The 17369-nt window shown below is 51.9% G+C and carries 22 protein-coding genes and 1 tRNA gene; 1 reads left to right on the top strand and 22 read right to left on the bottom strand.

From position 1 onward, the window contains the following. Positions 1–28 precede the first annotated feature (28 nt). The 20 genes from EDF88_RS20580 to EDF88_RS20490 form a co-directional block, all read right to left on the bottom strand. On the bottom strand, positions 29–3130 hold the full coding sequence (locus tag EDF88_RS20580) for a phage tail tape measure protein (RefSeq protein WP_134186918.1): 3102 nt from the start codon (positions 3128–3130) through the stop codon (positions 29–31). Beyond that, the gene (locus EDF88_RS20575; protein ID WP_134186916.1) at positions 3130–3414 is read right to left on the bottom strand and encodes a DUF1799 domain-containing protein; all 285 of its coding nucleotides are present in this window, start codon (positions 3412–3414) and stop codon (positions 3130–3132) included. The genes EDF88_RS20580 and EDF88_RS20575 overlap by 1 nt, the downstream gene beginning before the upstream one ends. A 17-nt stretch (positions 3415–3431) precedes the next feature. Further along, a complete protein-coding gene (locus tag EDF88_RS20570) occupies positions 3432–3770 on the bottom strand; it encodes a phage tail assembly chaperone (RefSeq protein WP_134186914.1) in 339 nt (112 codons plus the stop codon). 42 nt (positions 3771–3812) lie between these two features. Beyond that, on the bottom strand, positions 3813–4748 hold the full coding sequence (locus tag EDF88_RS20565; protein ID WP_134186912.1) for a phage tail tube protein: 936 nt from the start codon (positions 4746–4748) through the stop codon (positions 3813–3815). A gap of 47 nt (positions 4749–4795) precedes the next feature. Further along, complete coding sequence (locus EDF88_RS20560) at positions 4796–5242, bottom strand: phage tail terminator-like protein (RefSeq protein WP_134186910.1); 447 nt, start codon at positions 5240–5242, stop codon at positions 4796–4798. Further along, positions 5235–5819 carry a hypothetical protein gene (locus tag EDF88_RS20555; protein WP_134186908.1) on the bottom strand — a complete coding sequence of 195 codons (585 nt, stop codon included), beginning with the start codon at positions 5817–5819 and terminating at the stop codon, positions 5235–5237. Before EDF88_RS20555 ends, EDF88_RS20560 begins: the two co-directional genes overlap by 8 nt. A 2-nt stretch (positions 5820–5821) precedes the next feature. After that, positions 5822–6175, bottom strand: coding sequence for a hypothetical protein (locus EDF88_RS20550; RefSeq protein WP_134186906.1), 354 nt, complete (start codon positions 6173–6175; stop codon positions 5822–5824). A gap of 1 nt (position 6176) precedes the next feature. Then, entirely contained in the window at positions 6177–6659 is a 483-nt protein-coding gene (locus EDF88_RS20545; RefSeq protein ID WP_134186904.1) for a DnaT-like ssDNA-binding protein, read from the bottom strand. Positions 6660–6661: 2 nt separating this feature from the next. Beyond that, complete coding sequence (locus EDF88_RS20540) at positions 6662–6925, bottom strand: hypothetical protein (protein WP_134186902.1); 264 nt, start codon at positions 6923–6925, stop codon at positions 6662–6664. Between the two features lie 39 nt (positions 6926–6964). Next, positions 6965–8104 carry a P22 phage major capsid protein family protein gene (locus EDF88_RS20535; RefSeq protein WP_134186900.1) on the bottom strand — a complete coding sequence of 380 codons (1140 nt, stop codon included), beginning with the start codon at positions 8102–8104 and terminating at the stop codon, positions 6965–6967. 16 nt (positions 8105–8120) lie between these two features. Continuing rightward, entirely contained in the window at positions 8121–8873 is a 753-nt protein-coding gene (locus EDF88_RS20530) for a DUF6651 domain-containing protein (RefSeq protein ID WP_134186898.1), read from the bottom strand. Positions 8874–8996: 123 nt separating this feature from the next. Beyond that, positions 8997–10109: a hypothetical protein gene (locus tag EDF88_RS20525; RefSeq protein WP_134186896.1), complete on the bottom strand. Its 1113-nt coding sequence runs from the start codon at positions 10107–10109 to the stop codon at positions 8997–8999. Position 10110: 1 nt separating this feature from the next. Continuing rightward, positions 10111–11499 (bottom strand): DUF4055 domain-containing protein, encoded by a 1389-nt coding sequence (locus EDF88_RS20520; protein WP_134186893.1) that lies wholly within the window; start codon positions 11497–11499, stop codon positions 10111–10113. A gap of 2 nt (positions 11500–11501) precedes the next feature. Then, positions 11502–13061 carry a terminase gene (locus tag EDF88_RS20515; RefSeq protein WP_134186891.1) on the bottom strand — a complete coding sequence of 520 codons (1560 nt, stop codon included), beginning with the start codon at positions 13059–13061 and terminating at the stop codon, positions 11502–11504. Next, positions 13058–13708 (bottom strand): hypothetical protein, encoded by a 651-nt coding sequence (locus EDF88_RS20510; RefSeq protein ID WP_134186889.1) that lies wholly within the window; start codon positions 13706–13708, stop codon positions 13058–13060. The genes EDF88_RS20515 and EDF88_RS20510 overlap by 4 nt, the downstream gene beginning before the upstream one ends. 378 nt (positions 13709–14086) lie before the next feature. After that, positions 14087–14272 carry a hypothetical protein gene (locus tag EDF88_RS20505; protein WP_134186887.1) on the bottom strand — a complete coding sequence of 62 codons (186 nt, stop codon included), beginning with the start codon at positions 14270–14272 and terminating at the stop codon, positions 14087–14089. A gap of 182 nt (positions 14273–14454) precedes the next feature. Further along, positions 14455–14718: a peptidase gene (locus EDF88_RS24990; protein WP_243839645.1), complete on the bottom strand. Its 264-nt coding sequence runs from the start codon at positions 14716–14718 to the stop codon at positions 14455–14457. Then, on the bottom strand, positions 14603–14998 hold the full coding sequence (locus EDF88_RS24745; RefSeq protein ID WP_166672002.1) for a DUF2570 domain-containing protein: 396 nt from the start codon (positions 14996–14998) through the stop codon (positions 14603–14605). Before EDF88_RS24745 ends, EDF88_RS24990 begins: the two co-directional genes overlap by 116 nt. After that, complete coding sequence (locus EDF88_RS20495; RefSeq protein ID WP_134186882.1) at positions 14995–15474, bottom strand: TIGR02594 family protein; 480 nt, start codon at positions 15472–15474, stop codon at positions 14995–14997. Before EDF88_RS20495 ends, EDF88_RS24745 begins: the two co-directional genes overlap by 4 nt. Next, positions 15449–15775 carry a phage holin family protein gene (locus tag EDF88_RS20490; protein WP_134186880.1) on the bottom strand — a complete coding sequence of 109 codons (327 nt, stop codon included), beginning with the start codon at positions 15773–15775 and terminating at the stop codon, positions 15449–15451. Before EDF88_RS20490 ends, EDF88_RS20495 begins: the two co-directional genes overlap by 26 nt. A 201-nt stretch (positions 15776–15976) precedes the next feature. Here EDF88_RS20490 and EDF88_RS20485 point away from each other — a divergent pair, with 201 nt between their 5' ends. Then, positions 15977–16525 carry a hypothetical protein gene (locus tag EDF88_RS20485; RefSeq protein ID WP_134186878.1) on the top strand — a complete coding sequence of 183 codons (549 nt, stop codon included), beginning with the start codon at positions 15977–15979 and terminating at the stop codon, positions 16523–16525. 260 nt (positions 16526–16785) lie between these two features. On the opposite strand, the gene EDF88_RS20480 is transcribed toward EDF88_RS20485, so the two are convergent. Both EDF88_RS20480 and EDF88_RS20475 read right to left on the bottom strand, forming a co-directional pair. Further along, positions 16786–16977: a hypothetical protein gene (locus tag EDF88_RS20480; RefSeq protein ID WP_243839644.1), complete on the bottom strand. Its 192-nt coding sequence runs from the start codon at positions 16975–16977 to the stop codon at positions 16786–16788. A 114-nt stretch (positions 16978–17091) separates the two neighbouring features. Then, positions 17092–17168: transfer RNA gene (locus EDF88_RS20475), tRNA-Arg, on the bottom strand. Positions 17169–17369: the final 201 nt, after the last annotated feature.

The raw sequence follows: 17369 nt of genomic DNA, 5'->3' as shown, positions 1-17369 counted from the left end.
GCATGATAACCAGGGGATGAGTGAAACACTATCTACCCTTACTGAAGTTGTAGATCATACCGCCGGGTTTCAGGTGTTTCTGAACTACTTGGAGCGCGGCATTTTGCATATCATCCGCTAGGGCTCGCCCCATGGCATCGCCAGTACTTGAGGTGTGGGCAGTCGCTGATCCACCAGCATCAACGTTTATTGTCGTGTTAATTACAGGTGCCATCCCCCCCCCACCATGCGCCTTTACCCCTAGCCGTCCTGCCGAATCACGCGTCAATGGCATAATAGCTTCAGGGCCAGCCTCACCAAACACGCCTCCTTTTGCAAACTTGGTTGCACCTTGGAATGTAAAGTGCTGAGGAGAGTCGTATACGCCGTTGGCGTACTGATGTAACCCTGCCGACTGATATACTCCTCCCTTGGCATTCCTCACTGGACCAACAAAATCTGGGCTGCCAACTCCTCCGCCTTGCGGATTTGAAGAGCCACTAATCCATCCCATAGCTGCTTGCACCGCATAAGCCACCATGAGACGGTTAGTAACTTCCAAGATCATCTTCAGCATGGATTTGCCGAACTCTTTGATGGAGGCATTCCCAGTAGTCATCAAGCTGGTCAGCATGTCGGACAGGCCTGTGAATGTTGAAGAGGCTACATTCCTGACGCCATCATAGGTATTGGTGGCGGCATCGGCATAATCAGCCCAGCCGCGCTTGGCACCTGCTATCCAGTTATCCCTTAACTCATCTTCGGCCTGATACGTTGCCCGCTGTTCGGCAAGAACCTTTTTCTGTGCTTCAGGGTTGTATGAATACGCCTCTTTAATGCGCTGAAGGGAGGATGCCCTTTCCGCTTCACGCGTTGATTCACCCCGTGCTGCCGCGGCGATTTCTTCACGTTTAGCTGCTTGCTGCTGTGCAAACTTATTCGCCTGGTCTGCTAAAGAGTTCAGCTTTTGCTGGCTGGCAATCTGGTCGCCTATTCCGGCGTTGATTTCCGCCTGGGCTAAGGCTTTATCTTTCGTTGCCAGTAACGATTGCTCGTCTTTGGTCAGCGTCCGGGATTTAGCGGAATCTTCAAGCACGCTGAATTTGGCCTGAATCTCCCACTGCTGCTTGCGCTGTTGACTGATGACATCATTAACGCCGGTATGCTGCTGAAGAACTTTAAGTTGGGCCTGTAGTGCCAGCGTTTCAGCGTTGTAGGTATCGAGTGAGCGGTCACCGGCCGCCACCCGAACAGCTGGGGTTTTGGCAACTTTAGGATCTTTATAAAGCTCATCGATGCCTTTACGCGCTTTAGCAATATCTTCCTGGGACCATTTAGCAACTCTACTTTCTGGTGGAAGTGTTTGTGTGGCCTTAGCCGCTCGCGCATTCGCTGCAATCTGTTTGTTAAGCTCTTCCTGTGCCTTACTGCGCTTTTCTGCAGCTGTAGTTCCCGCATCCAGGTACTTATTCATTACCTGCTGCGCAGCGATGCCTTCTTCATTAATTTTCTTAGACTTGGCCTGCGCCTCTGCATAACCTTCTTGCGACTTAATGGCGAATTCAATATCTGCTTTTTGCTTCTGAAGGTTTATCAGCCCTTCACCAAAGAGATCTGCTTTTCCTGACTTCTGCCTATCGGCATAAATCTGGGCAATCGCCTTATTAACTTGTTCAAGTTGATAAGCTTCTGTCATCGGTCTGCCAGCATTCAGGGCGGCATCCCAAAACTCTTTCCACCCATCAGTGGCTGATTTAATGGCTTTCTCAATCAAACCCATGTTGTTGAGTATTGCCTGTGCTCTTTGCTGCTCTGCTTGGCTGTATGCTTTGGCAGCGGCTTCAGCTGCACCTTCCATATCTCCTCGTCGTTCCAATGAAGATATGTATTCATACTGACTGGCCGTCAGGTAATGCAGCGTGGAGTTAAGATCCTCCGATGCCTTCGTGGGATTGGCATATAGCTTCTGGAAGTTCTTAATCGTGGCATCGACCGATTGCCCGGTCGCGCTTTCCATCGCCATCGCGGCGCGGGTTACCGACTCCAGCTGATCGGTTTTGAATGTGCCGGCGCCAACTACCTGAGATAACGTGGCGGCAGCGGCTGCGACCTTGTTGCTCGAGCCTCCAATCTTTTGCGCCATTTCTGACAACTGGCTTGCTGTTTGTGCCGAGTAGTTCCCCGTCAGAATGAGCTGACGATTAAACTCGGAGGCTTCCTGCGTCCCTTTGTACCAGGCCGTCGCAAGCACCCCAACACCCAGCACCAGCGCGCCAATTCCCAGCGTCACCGGGTTAAGCAAACCCAGCAACCCGCGCAGATAACCACCGACTCCGGAAATCGCACCGCCGACCGAACCGAACTGATCCTTAATCTGCCCGCCCTGTTGGAGAAGGATAAGGAATGGCGACTGACCACCAGCCAGCTGTGTGGCGATGTCAGTGAACTGGGCTGGTAATGTGCGCAGCGCCTGGTTGTATTGCCCGATTGAAATCCCCGCTTTCTGGGCGGCGAGTTGTTGCTTTGTCAGCGCTTCAGGCAAGACATCAGCGACGGTTGTCAGCCGCTGGCGCGTTTCGTTCAGGATGCCGTTGAAGTGCTCGAACTGGCTGCTGTTGATGCGCCCTGACTCGAAGTGCGAAACAAGCAGTGCATGCTGTTCATCGAGCGCATTGAATGCGCGAATAGTCGGGTCAATGGAGCCAAGCAGGCTTTTCAGTGAGGCCGATTGCTTCTCTGCAGCCTGCGTGGCTGCCAGTTCTGCCTGCGCACGCGCCGCAGCTTCACCCGTATCAGTAAGCTTTAAGCGCGTGTCATCAAGGATTTTGTTGTAAGACTGAAAGGTATCGTTATCCAGAAACCCTTTGGTCTGAAATCCTCGCAGTGAAGCTTGTTGCTCATCCAGGCGGTTAAGGGCTTTGGTGACTGGGTCAATATTCTCCAGCAAACCCTTTAAAGCATTCTGCTGCTCTTTAAGCCCTTCCGTTCCCTGCTGCGTGGCAGGCTTAACACGCTTTGCCGCATCAGCCAGGCTATCAGCACCAGCAGCGGCACCGGCTGCTGCATCTGATAATTTATCGAGTTCATTATTTGCTGCTTTCAAATCCGAAACATCAGCACGCAGCGTAATCGACGCGATTTGTTCAGACATTACGCCACCTTACTCATCGTTTTGAGAGCTTCGTGCTCCATGATTTGAATATCAGCCAGACAGGCCGCCGCATCCTCGACCCTGTGCAATTCAAACATCCAGGGGAGAACGTTATAATCGATGCCGGTTGCGCCACTCGCACCCACGCGCCATTGCGTCGCCAGCGATGAGAAGACAGCGAAGGACTGCCATACTGACGGCAGGATCCCGACCTCTTCTTCCACATCTTCAGGCGTTAAACCAAAAGCGCTGAGTTCCGCAACTGACGGCCCCGGCGTATACATCGCTGCGGCGACCTGTTTCAGTTTTTTTCGCGCAATCCCATCAGTTCTTTGGTGTAAGCCAGGCCGATGCTGTCGAAGGCTCGTGGGTAGTTCTTCAGCATGGTAATAACGTTTTCGCGGGTGAAATCATCAGGCAGCGCCCAGCTTTCAGTGATTTCCATAAGATAGTCAGCCTGCGGTTCAACAGCGGACTTTTTACCTTCTGCTGACTTCTGAAGCTTCTCATCCATAGCGCGTAACTCATCGAGCGTTTTATGGCGGAAGGTGAATGTCAGCTTGCCGTCTTCGGTGCCAGCGCGGGGGATTGAAGCAGTTACGGAAAAGGTTGGGTTAGGGATCAGGGTGAATTTGGTCATGGTTTCGACTCACAAAAAAGCCCGGCGAACCGGGCAAAATAATCAGGTGATGCTGACAACGCAGGACTTAGAGGTAATGGTTTTACCCGCTGCATCGGTAACTTCACACATATACGAACCCGCATCGCCTGCAGCCACTGCCGCAATATGGAGCGTCGCGGATGTTTGCGATGGTAGTACGGTACCGGCTTTCTTCCAGACATAGGTGTATGGCGCGGAGCCACCTGATACCACAACAGCGAGGTCCAGGGATGCGCCCGTCGCAAGTGATTTGGTTGTCGTATTCAAATCGGAAACGAACGCCAGCGGTGTTGCTGAGGAATCGGCGATTGGATAAATCTGCATGTCCGATTCGAAGTTCATGCGAGCTTCGTTACTTTCAACGGCATTAACTTCGGTCTTAGGTACCTTTTGAAATGATACTTTTGCCGAATAGTAGCGATCTGCCTTACCGCGTGGATTATGGAACCATACAGCGACTGTATCGCTTGATTCATCGAGCTCAATCAGACGGGCGTAGATGGCGAGCAGAGGATCATGTGCAAAGGTATATACCTGAACGACAGCATTTTTAAATGTCGGGATGGTTCGAGCTTTATCATCCTCCAGAAACTGGACGCTGATGGTCTGCTGATCACCACCTTCGGTGCCAAGCGTCATAACCTGCGGCATCGTGATCCACGAATCAATTTTACGTAGCGTGCCTGCGCCGGTACCGACAGGAAATTTGTTCGTATTAGTTGTATCAAAACCTTCCAGCACAATTTTGGTGGTGGTAACTGATTTAACGCGCAAAACCATGCTGTCGAGTTTCAACCAACCTGAGTTCACCTGTACAACATCACCGGCCAGAATACCTGCCACCGATGCTACCGTGAGTTCACATTCAGCTGCGTTTGAGGCCGCAGTGAACACCACAGGCGCGAGATATGCCTTCGCGATATTCACACGCGAGCCATTGGGAATTGCGAATGCCATTGCACTCTCCTGAATTTAGGTAATAAAAAAACCCGCCGGGGAGCGGGTCAGTAATCAGCGCGGTAGCTGATTGAGATGGGAATGGTGTAGCTGATTGAACCCGACCCACCAGTCGGGCCAGAAGATGTCCGATCCTGAATGCCTGGGTGAATGGTGGGTTGCCCGCTGATGTATACCGATAACTCACCATCAGGAAGATGCCTCCCCTCAGGAAATTCATCAGCAATTAATTGCGCCAGGCTGCGCGATTCGCCAACACCATTACCAGACATCGCGATCACATTTACCTGCAGTATTCCGCGGTAGGTTTGCGCCTTCGCTTCAAAGTCGAGACTTTGCGTGGTGGCGGGTAGAACGAAGACGCGTAGATAAGGCTTGTCCTGTGGTGGCGTAAAAGGAATATTCTCCCATGCCACCAGCACTTCCTGTGCACTGGCAACTACAGCAATGCGCTGCTCAAGTATCTCGACAATACGTAACGACTGGTCAGCCATTGCGCACCTCTTTTACTGCTTCAGAGAGCAGCTTCTGGAAGTCCTGTGCAGTGATGCGCACCATTCCGCCTGGAGCCTGCTTTGAATGACCCATTTCAAGTTCGTAGGCGTAGGGAAGGTTGTTCGCGAAATAGATTGAGGTCATGCCCACCTTGAATGTTTCCAGGATGACACGCCCACGCCGCATTGAGATATTCCCGGTGCGATCGACATCATCAGTGGCGTCAACCGGCTGCGAATCCATGCCCACAAACCAGTTGGCTTTAAAGCGTCCTCCGGTATAACCAGGTGGCGCTTTGATATCCATCGAGTCATGAACCTTCAAACCTTTACGTAGCCGCCCTGTTTTAGTCAGGTTCGCTTCATCATTGCGCAGCGCATTGTTGTGGTTAGTCACCTCTTCGTTGAACGCAACCGCCGTCTGGTTCGCTTCCCAAACATCCGGGTTACCCACTGGCGACATTCGAACAAGCTGCGCCAGTATTTTGATACCAGTCACTCGCGCTACTGCCTCAACATCTGCTTTGGTCGAATCGACAATGATCTGGATGGACTGTAGAAAAGCCTGATTGCTCATGGTCACATCCTTAGCTGAACGTTGTAGCTGATGAGCACCTTGCCCGGTTTAACAGGGTTGGGCTGCACAACACGATAGGCTCTGCCATCGACGGTAATCAGGTCGCCAATACGGATTTCTGTTTCGAACGTGGCCGCCAGCTTGATATCGCCAGTCAGCACCAGTGAGTTATCAATTTCACGAGGGTGATACTCAGTGATAACGCCCGTAACGGTCGATGATATCGCGAGGGTTTTAACTTCCCGACCATTCTCATCACGCTGAACAGTTCCACCACGGGTTAACGGGTATTGCGTGCCATTCTCGGTAAGCAACCGGGTTGCAGTCGCACGCATTCGCAGATAATTGATTGCCATGCTATCCCCTTGTCACCCGGACCTGTTTACCACCTACCACCAGCCCACGCAGTAAAGCGAACAGCCAAGGGAATGATGGCGTTGCTTTGCTGGTCCCGGCTTCGTATTGCACCGTTACCGCCCCTTCAACGCGCTCCATCGTCACGGCACCGCCTCCAGCAACCGAAGGTGCCAGGTCGATTTCCTGCGACTCAATGGCAAGGCGACATTGCGCGGCAACGAGTTGCTTAGGGATGGCATCATCAGGCAGGTCAACTCCATCGAAACGCAATCCAGTGCGTGGCCACGATAAAGGCTGAGATGAAACAGCACGCTCACCGCGCCACCCCAGCCCCTCGAGATAGTCCATCGCCTGCACCAGTAACTGAGCACACTCACCATCATCTGTTGGGAGGGAGTATCCGCGAGAGTCAGCGAAGGCTTTGAGGTCGACAACACTGGCGTAGCTGTTGAAGCCAGGGGAAGCCGGATCAGCCACCAGCATAATCAGCCCTCCAGTTGCCAGCCCAGCGCCAGCCAGTTCTCAACCTCATCCGGATGCACATCTGCTGAAAGCGGGCCACCAGGAAACTCCGGTTCGTCGCGCACCATGATGAGCAGTGTCAATTCCTGCGTTTCCTGCGTTTCCTGCGTTTCCTGCGTTTCCTGCGTTTCCTGCGTTTCCTGCGGAGCAGGATTGGATTGCGCAGTATCAGTTGCAAGCTTTGCCGCTTCGCGCTCTGCACGCTGTTCTTTCGTCAGTCCGGCCATTGGGCCTCCCAGAAGATAAAGGGGCCGAAGCCCCGATGGTTAGCCCATGATGATTGCGCTGTGCGCAGGCTTGATGGATGCAACACCCCACGCAACGCCAACTTCATAGCGCACCTGACGGTACTGACGGTACAGAGCGATCTGGAAGGTGATGCCGGAAACCGGGTCGGTTACGTTCATCACATCGTCAGCGGTATCGCCACCATCAGGCATTGCTGGAGTTCGGCAAGCCAGCAGGAAGGCATTGCGATCAAACGCCATGTTAGGCGCGAACTCAGACAGCACAGTCATTGCCGTCTGGTCAGCCAGATCCTGACGCAAGCCCGGTGCACCGATGGTAATACTGGATGAGGTCGCAGCCACCACCATGTACTGGTTATAGTCGCCGTCGAATGTCACCGCAGTGCCGACAGCAATGCCACCAGTACCCGCCGAGATAGCAATAATAATATCGCCCTCTTTCTTGGCACCATTGACCTTGTAGCCAGTGGCAGTGCTTTTAGGAGTGCGTTTGATGCTAGCGGATTCATGCAGATTGAATCCCATCACACGGCCGATAACGCCTTCGCGCAGCAGCTGGTCAGTACCCGCTTCGTTCGTTTTGAACAACACGGACTGCTTGCCGCGAATAGACGCCATCGCCTCGCCGCCCAGCACCATGCGCAAATCAGTCATTGGCGCGCCATTATCAGTCAGGATCTGACGGGCATTTGCTGCATCGGACAGATCATCTTTAACGCTGAATGGCGTGTCTTTTGGCGAACTGGTGGCACGTGAAGAGTTGAAGAATAGTGTCGCCAGGTCAGCATCCATTTCATTGCTCAATGCACGAAACGCCTGTTTGAACTGGTCAGCCAGGATGATGTTGTAAGTACCTGCTGGGCCAAGAGCCAGTTGTTCTTCGCCGTTCCATTTGACCGGAGCCATTTTGGATTTGGTGATTTTGACGTTTACGGTACCAACGGATTGCTCACCATCATTTGGCGCGTTCGCACCGGGGGTGATATCAACGGTCGTAGCAACCGGCGCAACAGGTGCGGTGACCGTCTGGTCTTTCGCTGCGGCATCCGCTTTTGCGTTACGAGCTACTGCCGGGATAAAACCGGTTTGTTCGCGGGATACAGAATCGAGAGCGGTATAGATGGTCGGGATGAGACCAGTCAGGGTGTTTCCAGCCATTTAAGGTTCCTTAGAGTTAATCAACGATGCTCATGCCGTCTTTCAATGCGGTCTGTTTGCCAGCCGTATCGAGAGAATCGAACGCATCGCGTTTCATGGTTTTCTGCCCGGCCTGATGCTGCGACTGTTGAGAGCCACCGCCAGTGTTGCCGGATGCTTTGAGGATGTGGTCTTTCTGAGGGTATTGCTCAACCAGCGATTCCAGCGCTTCGTCGAAGTCAGCCAGTTCGCCAGGCTTGGTGCGTGAATAGACCTTGTTACCCTGCTGGTCATAGGCAACGACCTTGCCGTCTTCGATTTTGAATGCCTGACCGAAGCGGGCCTGAACGAAGTCTGCCGGGATGGCGACCTTATCTTTGATGAACGCCGAACTGCCGAAGCGACCGCCGATCATCTCCTGATAAAGCTGCGATTCCAGTTTCTGGCTCTTGCCGTTGGCTTCATCCAGTTGGGTCTGGAATGCCTTGGTGATTTCGGCTTTAACCTGGTCAACTGCACCCGCGTCGATCAACTTCTTTTGGTCGAGCTTGGATACCAGGTCCAGTGCTTCGAGCGCCTTCGCCGGGTCGGTGATGCTGGCGAACTGGGATAGTTTGGCTTCCGCCTGCTCTTTCCCTTCGCGGTGAGTTTTGGCCTCACCGTTGAGCTGAGAGATTTTGCCCATCGCCGCAGAGGCATCGAACGGGATTTCTTTGCCGTCGTCATGCACATACACAGGCATACCGTTTTCAACCACTACGTGTCCGTTTGCATCAAGTTTCAGTTTCATGTCTTTCTCCAGCCTTCCGGCCAATGCTAAAAGGTCATCCGACCCGTTCGCCGCGTCGCATCCGCTAAACGGCAGGCAATAAAAAGGGCCGCCAGTTGGCGACCCCGATAAAGTTGTTTGCTGCTAATCCAACGCGCTGGCATCAATGCGCTTGAGTTGTTCGAGCGTGAGCATCTCGCCCCGGTCGTTAAAGAACTCATCTACCGTTAGTTTCCCATCGGAGAGCAACCTGGCGCGCGTCACACCAAGCACCTGTTCTTGCCGGGCATAGCTCTGATTACTCAGCCAGTCCCGGTAATTGGTCTTTGCTGGCACTTGCCCGTCCATCGATGCGCGAGTGGTACCGTCGAGTTCATCAACCGGGATGCCCAGCTCTCGCCATGATTTAGTGATGTAGGTTTCTGAAGACCGACAGCAGTAATGCGCTTTGCCGGGACCATTGAGATACGGCACCTCGTGGCCTATTGGCTGCCCGTCGAGCGAGTACAGCAGATGGTCGCGCACGATACAGATTGGCGTGGTCTTGTTGTCCAGGGTCGAATCCCATTGTTTAGCCTTAATCAGGTCGCTGTTTGCTTCCGCAAAGTCCTGCCTGGCGGTAGCGGCAACGTGATTGATGGCGGTCTTCACAACACTGGTGGCATTGGCCCGGCTGACCTGTAATGCGCCATCCTGCCAGTTACTGGCTTTGGTGCCACGAACGCGGCGAACAACCTGTTCCGTGGTTTCTCCATTGAGAAAGCCCATTCGCACGGCATTGGTTAGTCGCTCGATCCGGTCCGCTTCCAGCTTCTCGCCCCACTCCTTCAGCAAACGCCCCTGGAATGGCTGCGAGACAGCGGAGGCAAACACCTGCTGCGGCGTGAGCTGCTGAAGTGGTACATGCTGCAATATCACTTCGGGCAATGCGTCGCTGAACATCAGCGCCTGATAAGTGGCTTCATGCGCTGCAAAGCTTTCCAGCTCTGCTGTCAGTGACTCACTTAACGAGGCGTAAATGCGCTGGTTAATCGCCCGGACCGCTTTGAGCTGAGTCGCCAGCCGCTTAACCGTCATGGTGTAAGGGTTCATGTCCTCGAGCGCCACCAGCAGCTGCGCAGCGAGTTCGGCATCCGCCTGATTCAGTATGAGAACAATGCGACGTGCCGCGCCATTACCATAACGGCTGACGAATAAGCTGTGCGCAATGGCCTCGTTCTGCAGGTGTTGGTTAACGGTCCATTTGCGGTTACGCATTTCATTCACCCGTTAACGTTGGAACCTCGTTGAGTAACTCATCCAGCACCTTATCCGGGTCCATCGTGGCGTCGATGAGGTTAAGCTTCTGAAGCGATTTAATGGCATCGATACGACGAATATCGCCGCCCTGCCGTAGCGCCTGAATTGCAAGCGCAGCCGGAGGGTTGAACTCTTTAGTTTCGACGTCCAGTTCAGTGCGTACATCAACCGAACCGCCTTCCGGCAAGTTGAGATATTCCGCCATGATTTGCAGGATGTTCGCCAGCGCATCTTCCAGGCTGTTTGCCATGGTGTAGAGCGGCGATTGCTCCTGCATTGTCTCTTCGCTGGTCTGATCGACAGACTTTGTGGAGGTATTCTCGGTACGCAGCAGCTTCGCGCCCGCCTGGCGCATCTGTTCAACCAGGTCAGCGAGCGATTCTTTGCCCGCGCTGATAGCTGCGCCAGTGTGCTCGACGTATTCAAGCCCTTGCCGCTGCCGGTCGTCAAATGCAGTCGCAGATGACGAGCCGATGACCAGCTCTTCGTTTTCGCCGAGCCCATAAACCACCAGTAACGGCACGCGAGCCACATGCAACACGTTGTCCTGCTCGCTCTGACTCTGCCAGTGCTTGATGTTCAGCAACGCCATATTCAATAGCGGAGGTGTGCCACACATGAAGCCAGTGCGCTTGGTGTAGAGAGTGACCAGCGGGATATCATCACGAGAGGTATTCCACTCTTCATGCAGCACCCAGTTCGCAGCCCCCTGTGCATCCGTCGATTTGCGATGCAACTGCACACTACCCGGACGCAGATAACGAATCTGCTCAATTTTCTTCTGACCAAAGTCGTCGCCATCTTCAATAACGACCTCTTTGATGCGCAGCTCGGTCAGTACTACTTTTCCGCCTGTGACTTTCGACTTCCAGCCAATGACCTGCCGAGGGTTAATCATCGTGACGTATGGGCGTGCACCAGTAGCCTTTTCTTCGGCCTTCGTTTTCACCTGCTCGGTATCAACGCGCGGATAATCCACCAGCGCATGCGCCAGGCCATACTGCATTGCGAGTCCAAAGAGCGACTGCGCCCAGACATCGAAGCGGTTGCCCTCAAGGTCGATATTTGGCGCAAGCTCACGAACCCCATCAGGAACGGACTCTTTCAACTGAACAGGCTCGGCAAATACCCGGCCAATGTTCTGTTTAATGGTCTCCTCGTATGCTGGCAGCAACGTGGCCACAGCCAGGCGTTCTTTGTACGCATCCTTGTCTTCTTTGGGCCACATTGGCAGGTAGGTTTTGCCAAGCTGGCGCATATACAGCGTGCCACCCATCAGCGCGTCGTTGATATCCCACGCCTGAACCATGTTCCCATAGTCCAGATTGGGTGTTGAAATGTCAGGCATGGTTATATCCGTAGGTTAGTGACTTTGCCGGTTGGCTTGTAATGAATATGCAGAACACGATAGCGGGTAGCATCCCAGTCGTGGTCTTCCTGGGAGGTATCAACATCGTCCGGATTTTTGTCATCGCGAACGAGTACTGGCACCCGGCTAATCCAGCCGCGGCAATAATCAAACACATAAAAAGCAGGCTTCTCAGGTATACCTGATTCCGTCTTCTTACCTTCAATTACCGCCTCAAGCATGTCAGCGAATAAAGACGCGCCATTGATCCGCGAGCCGGGTTTTTTATTGGACTCAACCCACTTCACGCCTTGCTTTTCCATCTTCTGTCCGATGGAAAGTTCATTATCTGCAGTGTTGTAAATGGCGCTATCAGCCGGGCCCGCTACAACTTTGGCACAGATGCCCGGCATGATGTGTATTTGCCCTTTGCCTTGAGTCTCTGCAGGCTCGCCAGCATCTTTACCGACGAGGCGTTTATCCACCCACGCTACGCCTTTGGCAACGTTTGTAGAGGACATATTCAGGCCTTTATTCAACTCGTTGGGTGGGCAGCCATACCATTCACCAATAAGAATCAATGACCCTCTCGGTGGGCAGAACTTACTCCCATCCGGAAGCGTCGCTTCGGTGCCGTCAGACTGCGCCCACCAAAGGTTTGCGAACGGCTTCGACTCTCCCCAGTCATGGGAGCGGTCAACCGTCCAGCTTTCCGGAATAGAGAAAGGTTTGATAACGTGCAGTGATTCGTTCCACAGATGGTCAAAGCGACCACCGCTAGTTACATCCCATGAACCTTCCACCCATGCTTTGCGGCGATTGGGGTCTTTGATACTCATCAGAGTGGCGATGTATTGAGGGTCGAGATACGGGTTCTCTTTGAACGAGCCGTGAATAGCAACGCGTGTTAGCGTCACATCCTCTTCGCGCTCGGTCTGCGGGTTAAACACCTTCTGCGTTTCGCGGATGATGGTTCCGCGCGGCGCTGGCTCAATGAAACGCTTCTTCACCCACGTATGGCCAATGCCAAACGGGTTGGTCGTACTGAATGTCTCAAGGGGGATCGGCTTAATCAGCGTGCCATTATCAAGCGGATAGTCCTCCGGCCGGAAAGACGATCGCCGGCAAGAGAACATCATTTCGTAGAACTCAGGTGATTGCTGCTTTGTCAGTTCATTGAAGCCGATGAACGGGAACTCCTGGCCGTGAAAATCCCAGTAGTCAGCCTCTTCTTTGCCGAACCGGAAAAGCAGCTCTTCGCCTGTTGGCCATACCCAGCGCAATTCACTGGCTGATGCCAGGTAGCGAGCGCCATCGTTAAACAGGCGATACATACGCTTGGATTGAGTAATGATGTCGGTGAGGTTTTTATACTCGGTATCGAAAATGACGCCACGCCAAAATGAGCCGTAGCCGAGGCCAACTAGCCTGCGGAATCGGGCTAACTGCGCTGCAGTCTTACCCGGTCCGCGCGTACCTTCATACAGTATCTCGTTACATGGGCAGCTCAGGGACAGAGACTGCGACCCCGGCAAAGGTTTCCAGACGGCTTTGTAATTCATCCACCTAAAACCCCGCGTTGTTGTACTTGCGCCGCAGCCTCCCAATCGTCAACGCTGTCGCATGTCGGTACCGGCATTACGTTGTGGGTAGTCTCTTTGGCTTCGGCTTTATTCTCGATGCTGTACGCTTCGCGCTCCAGGCCAATGAGAGTTTTCAGGCTGTCGCTTAAATCCTTCATCGACTTAACGCGAGATGGCAGGCTGATTATCTTGTGATATATATCATTCAGCCTGTCCATACCCTTATCGTCTGGTGATCGCAACATGTCGCCAAGTTGTTCGAGTGCTGCTACGTCAGCGCACTCCCCGGCAAGCTCATCAAATAGCGCATTGGTCAGCTCTCTAGCCCTACGGATATCGCCTCGATGCTCCATTCGGACATTGGCAATAACCTCGGCGGTAGCCTCAATAAGTTCGCGTTCTGAAATCGATGTTTCGGTGCGAACCTTAGTGCGAACCTCACGCTTGCGAACCAGATCATCAGCTTTCGCTTGTATCTTTGCAGCCAGGTCTCTGGACCATCCGTCTTTCTTTGCTCTCTTACGGATTGCTGTGTCGCTTATTCCGTGCTGTGAGGCTATTTCCCGGAGCGACATCAAACCAGCCCGGTAAGCCGATTCGATAGCCTCCCAGTCCGGTTTGCTCATTGGTTACTCCTGCTATTACGCCTTTACGATGGGTCTGCCCATGGTGATGTCAATTAATAATCCAAGATTGCCGGGCAAAATGTTAATTCTATTAATGCATTATATAATTCCACTTGTCCGGAATAACACAATTCACTGTATCAAAAGAAAATTACAGAAAACTCAATGTTAATTATTGGTTAATAATTGATTAATTGAAGTTTAATTAATCGTACTTTTTCAACTAACAAGCGTATTGTCGGCGCGTTCCTTGTGATGAAGGCTATCTAGCCACCCTTACGAATTACTGGATTACATTCGTAAGGGATTTTTTTCATGCGGGTATTTTCACTCACTGACACGTGAACGAGCATCCTCGATTTTCCTGATATCCACCTTTTAAAGTAGCTCAGCCTTAAGGGACACTTTTTCCATGAGCGCGCTGGTTATCTCATCAATAACGTAGGCCTGAAGCTGTGGGGTAAATAGGCGCCCAGCAAGTGCCGCTCTGAGCTTCTCGAACTCATCCATCATGTCCTGCTCAGTTGGCATGTCTATAACTGATAATTTTAGTGCCATTGCCATGGTTAATTACTAACTGGATAAAGCCATTATCAAGCCCACCCGCAGATGAGCTTTGTAATGGCTTGTTTCTGTGCAATAGGCATAAAAAAGCCGCTCGGACAGAGCGGCGTAAAGGACCACAAGCACAAAACAATGTTATCTATTTTCAGTTTAGTGCGGTTTGGTAGTAATGCTACAGCCCATCAGTTGGGATGTGATGCCTTCGATTGTTCAATGGTTCTTATATCAGCCTTATCCCGATTGCACTGCCCCAGCGCCGACAGCAGACTGACGTTTAAATCCAGACTGGCTCCGTAAGTCAGCGGATCAGGAATAAAGGGCTGCGGTGTTTCAGCGGTCAGGCTGGCTGGGATTTGTTGCTGAGGCACTGGCACGTACACTGTCCGCGTATTGCCGCAGCCGGTTAGCTGCACCAGCAGGAACAACCCGAGCAGCACAATCATCACCCGCAACAGCAGCTTTGATGTCGCTCGCGGCTCTCTGTGACTCCAGTGCGATTTGGTTCTTGGCATGCTGATTGACTCCCAGAACAATGTTAGTGATAGCGACAGTGCGGAGCATGTTATCCATGACAGCGCGGTTACTGTTGTTCTCACCCTCTAGCGTGGTCAGGCTGGCATCGATGCGGGTGTTTTCATTCCAGAGCCATGCAATCACCACCAGCGCGGCGATGGATAGCCACCAGCGCCAGTGCGTTTTCAGTGAAAGCAGGAAGTAAGTAATCATGCCTCGCTCTCCGAACGGCTCCCGTTCATCACCGGAAGTTGTCGAGTGTCTTTCACCTCATTCACTGGCCAGCGATAACCGGATACTCGCGAGCGCTGGAAGGCGCGGATATTAATCGCATCGGACTGATTGCCACCTAGCACCATCAAATCACCGTTTTCACGTTGCCCGACGACAAATCCAACATGGCCGCCGCCGTCGCGACTGAATACAACAACACAACCGAAGGCTGGTTCGCGTAGCTCGGCACCCCAGTTGAGGTAGGACTTAGCAGACTCAAAGCGGGTGGATTTGATTCCGACTCGCTCGAGCATGGAACCGACAAAGGCTGCACACCATGGCGTTTCATCATCTTTGATTCCACTACGTTTGATGTCTTTCCAGAACTGAAGGATGAGGGGGTTATGACGAGGACCTTTGATTTCTAACTGACCTAAATACTTCCTTGCTTCAACTATCCACTTGGGTTCCTGCATTACTGCCTCCTGCTTTATTCAAAAAGCGCGCTTCAAGCGCCTTGATTAGGGTTGAACCTGACCAGCCAGCCATTCCGCAGATAGCCCCGGTTATTTCTACAGGCCATAGGTAGTGCATCGCAGTAAGCATCATCAATGCACCAGCAAACAAAGAAACGATGAGTTGTAATGCCAGCATCACCCAACTGAAGCGAGCGCCATTAATGACACGGTAGGCATATCCAGCCATCGCCCCGAGCAATGTCATCAGGAATGCCAGTATTAATGCGAACAGGTCGGGGTTGTTTCCAGGCATGCGCATATCTCTCACCTCGCTGAGTGCGGGTGCTATGTGATGGGAATAAAAAGCCCCGCATAAGCGAGGCAGAAAGTTGAGATGTATCAATCAGGTGAATGTGTTGTCTGGTAGCCTGAAGGTTCAGCCCGCCCATGTGGCAGCATGGGCGCACTTAACATAGGGGTATAGCTGATTACCTCGGATCAATGGCAACTAAGGAAAAAAATGGAAATAACTGAACGTCATAATTTCACCAGATTCCCCTACAGTTACGAAGTTCGGGAAAATGGAGATATTAATAATGGTGGATTTGACCTCATTCAATCTCCAGAAAAGATAAATGATATCCATGAGATTGCTGAGTTCCCTTGGTTTAAAGACTTCATATCAGCGGTAAATGGTAAAAATGGGGTCTTTATGACCCTTGGCTGCACTATTGGCTTAGATAACGAATCGCTATTTGGATATGTCGATTTTTCAGCTCGCCCCGGCACTTCTGGGGAGATAAAGGAGTACCTTGTTAATCTGGATGTACATTTTTATGAATATCTTTCTCAGGCCATACCGGAGGAGGAAATCCAGCAGCAGGCCATTCAATACGCTCAACAAACCCTGCTCTGGCTAGCATCTCCATTTGAAATCTATGGCGAATCATACTCAAAAGTGAACCTGACTTTTGGGGCTCGTCAGCAGGATGGTTTGAAATGGGCATTCGAGCACCTCAGCTATTTTCTGACTGAATACTTCCCAAGCAAACTGATTCCAAAAAAATAATTGCCTCTATATATACAAAGCCCCGGCAGATGCCGAGGCTAATATGGGTACCAGCATTCTGCTGGATTTGGTGAAAAGTGTTTTTCTTACGGTCCCGGGTGCCTCCCGGTGGAATAGAGACTAAGCAACACTATTCCGCGTGCTTCTCTGCAAAGGCCTACTTAGTTCGCCCCTCCGCATAGGGGGATTAACCGTAAGAAGTACTAACGAGGCTGGTTTTGTAGGCCAGCAATTAAATATTAGATAACTTGTGTATCTTTTCAAGGTGGTAAGAGCTGAGAACTGAGCACCTCAACTTCGCTGGAATTGATTATTTCGCGCTGACGGCCAACTAATTCCCAGGCACCAATTACACACACACCAGTTTCTAAATCTTCTGTTTTTTGATGAATGTAACGGGCAACCTGCACTTTGCCGTAGAACTGTATCCAGTAGAAACCTTCTTTTATCATCCATATCTCAATAATGATTGGTGAATAAAAGATAGCAGCAGTGGGTTTGGCGTTAGTACTAATCTACAGAAGCGAAGGGAATAACATACACCTGAAATTGCCCTGGCTGGAATATGGTCCGCCATCGAGGACTCGAACCCCGAACCATAGAGGTAGAAGCTCCATGCTCTGTCCCGTTGAGCTAATGGCGGATAAAAAAAGACCAGCAATCGGAGTGCTGGCCCAAAGTCTGGTAGTTATATACGAGCCATACGCTCTTAAATTTACTTGCAGAGATGCATTATCAGATGCAGAAAAGAGTATAGAAAAGATAATTAAGGCTGCAAGTTTTTAGGCATTCGGCTGAACACTGGCGGGATGCGGTCGACAGATTTGAGAGTGCGAAAACTGTG

The organism is Buttiauxella sp. BIGb0552 (assembly GCF_004366275.1).
Lineage (GTDB): Bacteria > Pseudomonadota > Gammaproteobacteria > Enterobacterales > Enterobacteriaceae > Buttiauxella > Buttiauxella gaviniae.
Note: the sequence above shows the minus strand (reverse complement) of the source record. Positions and strands in the feature narration are given on the sequence as shown.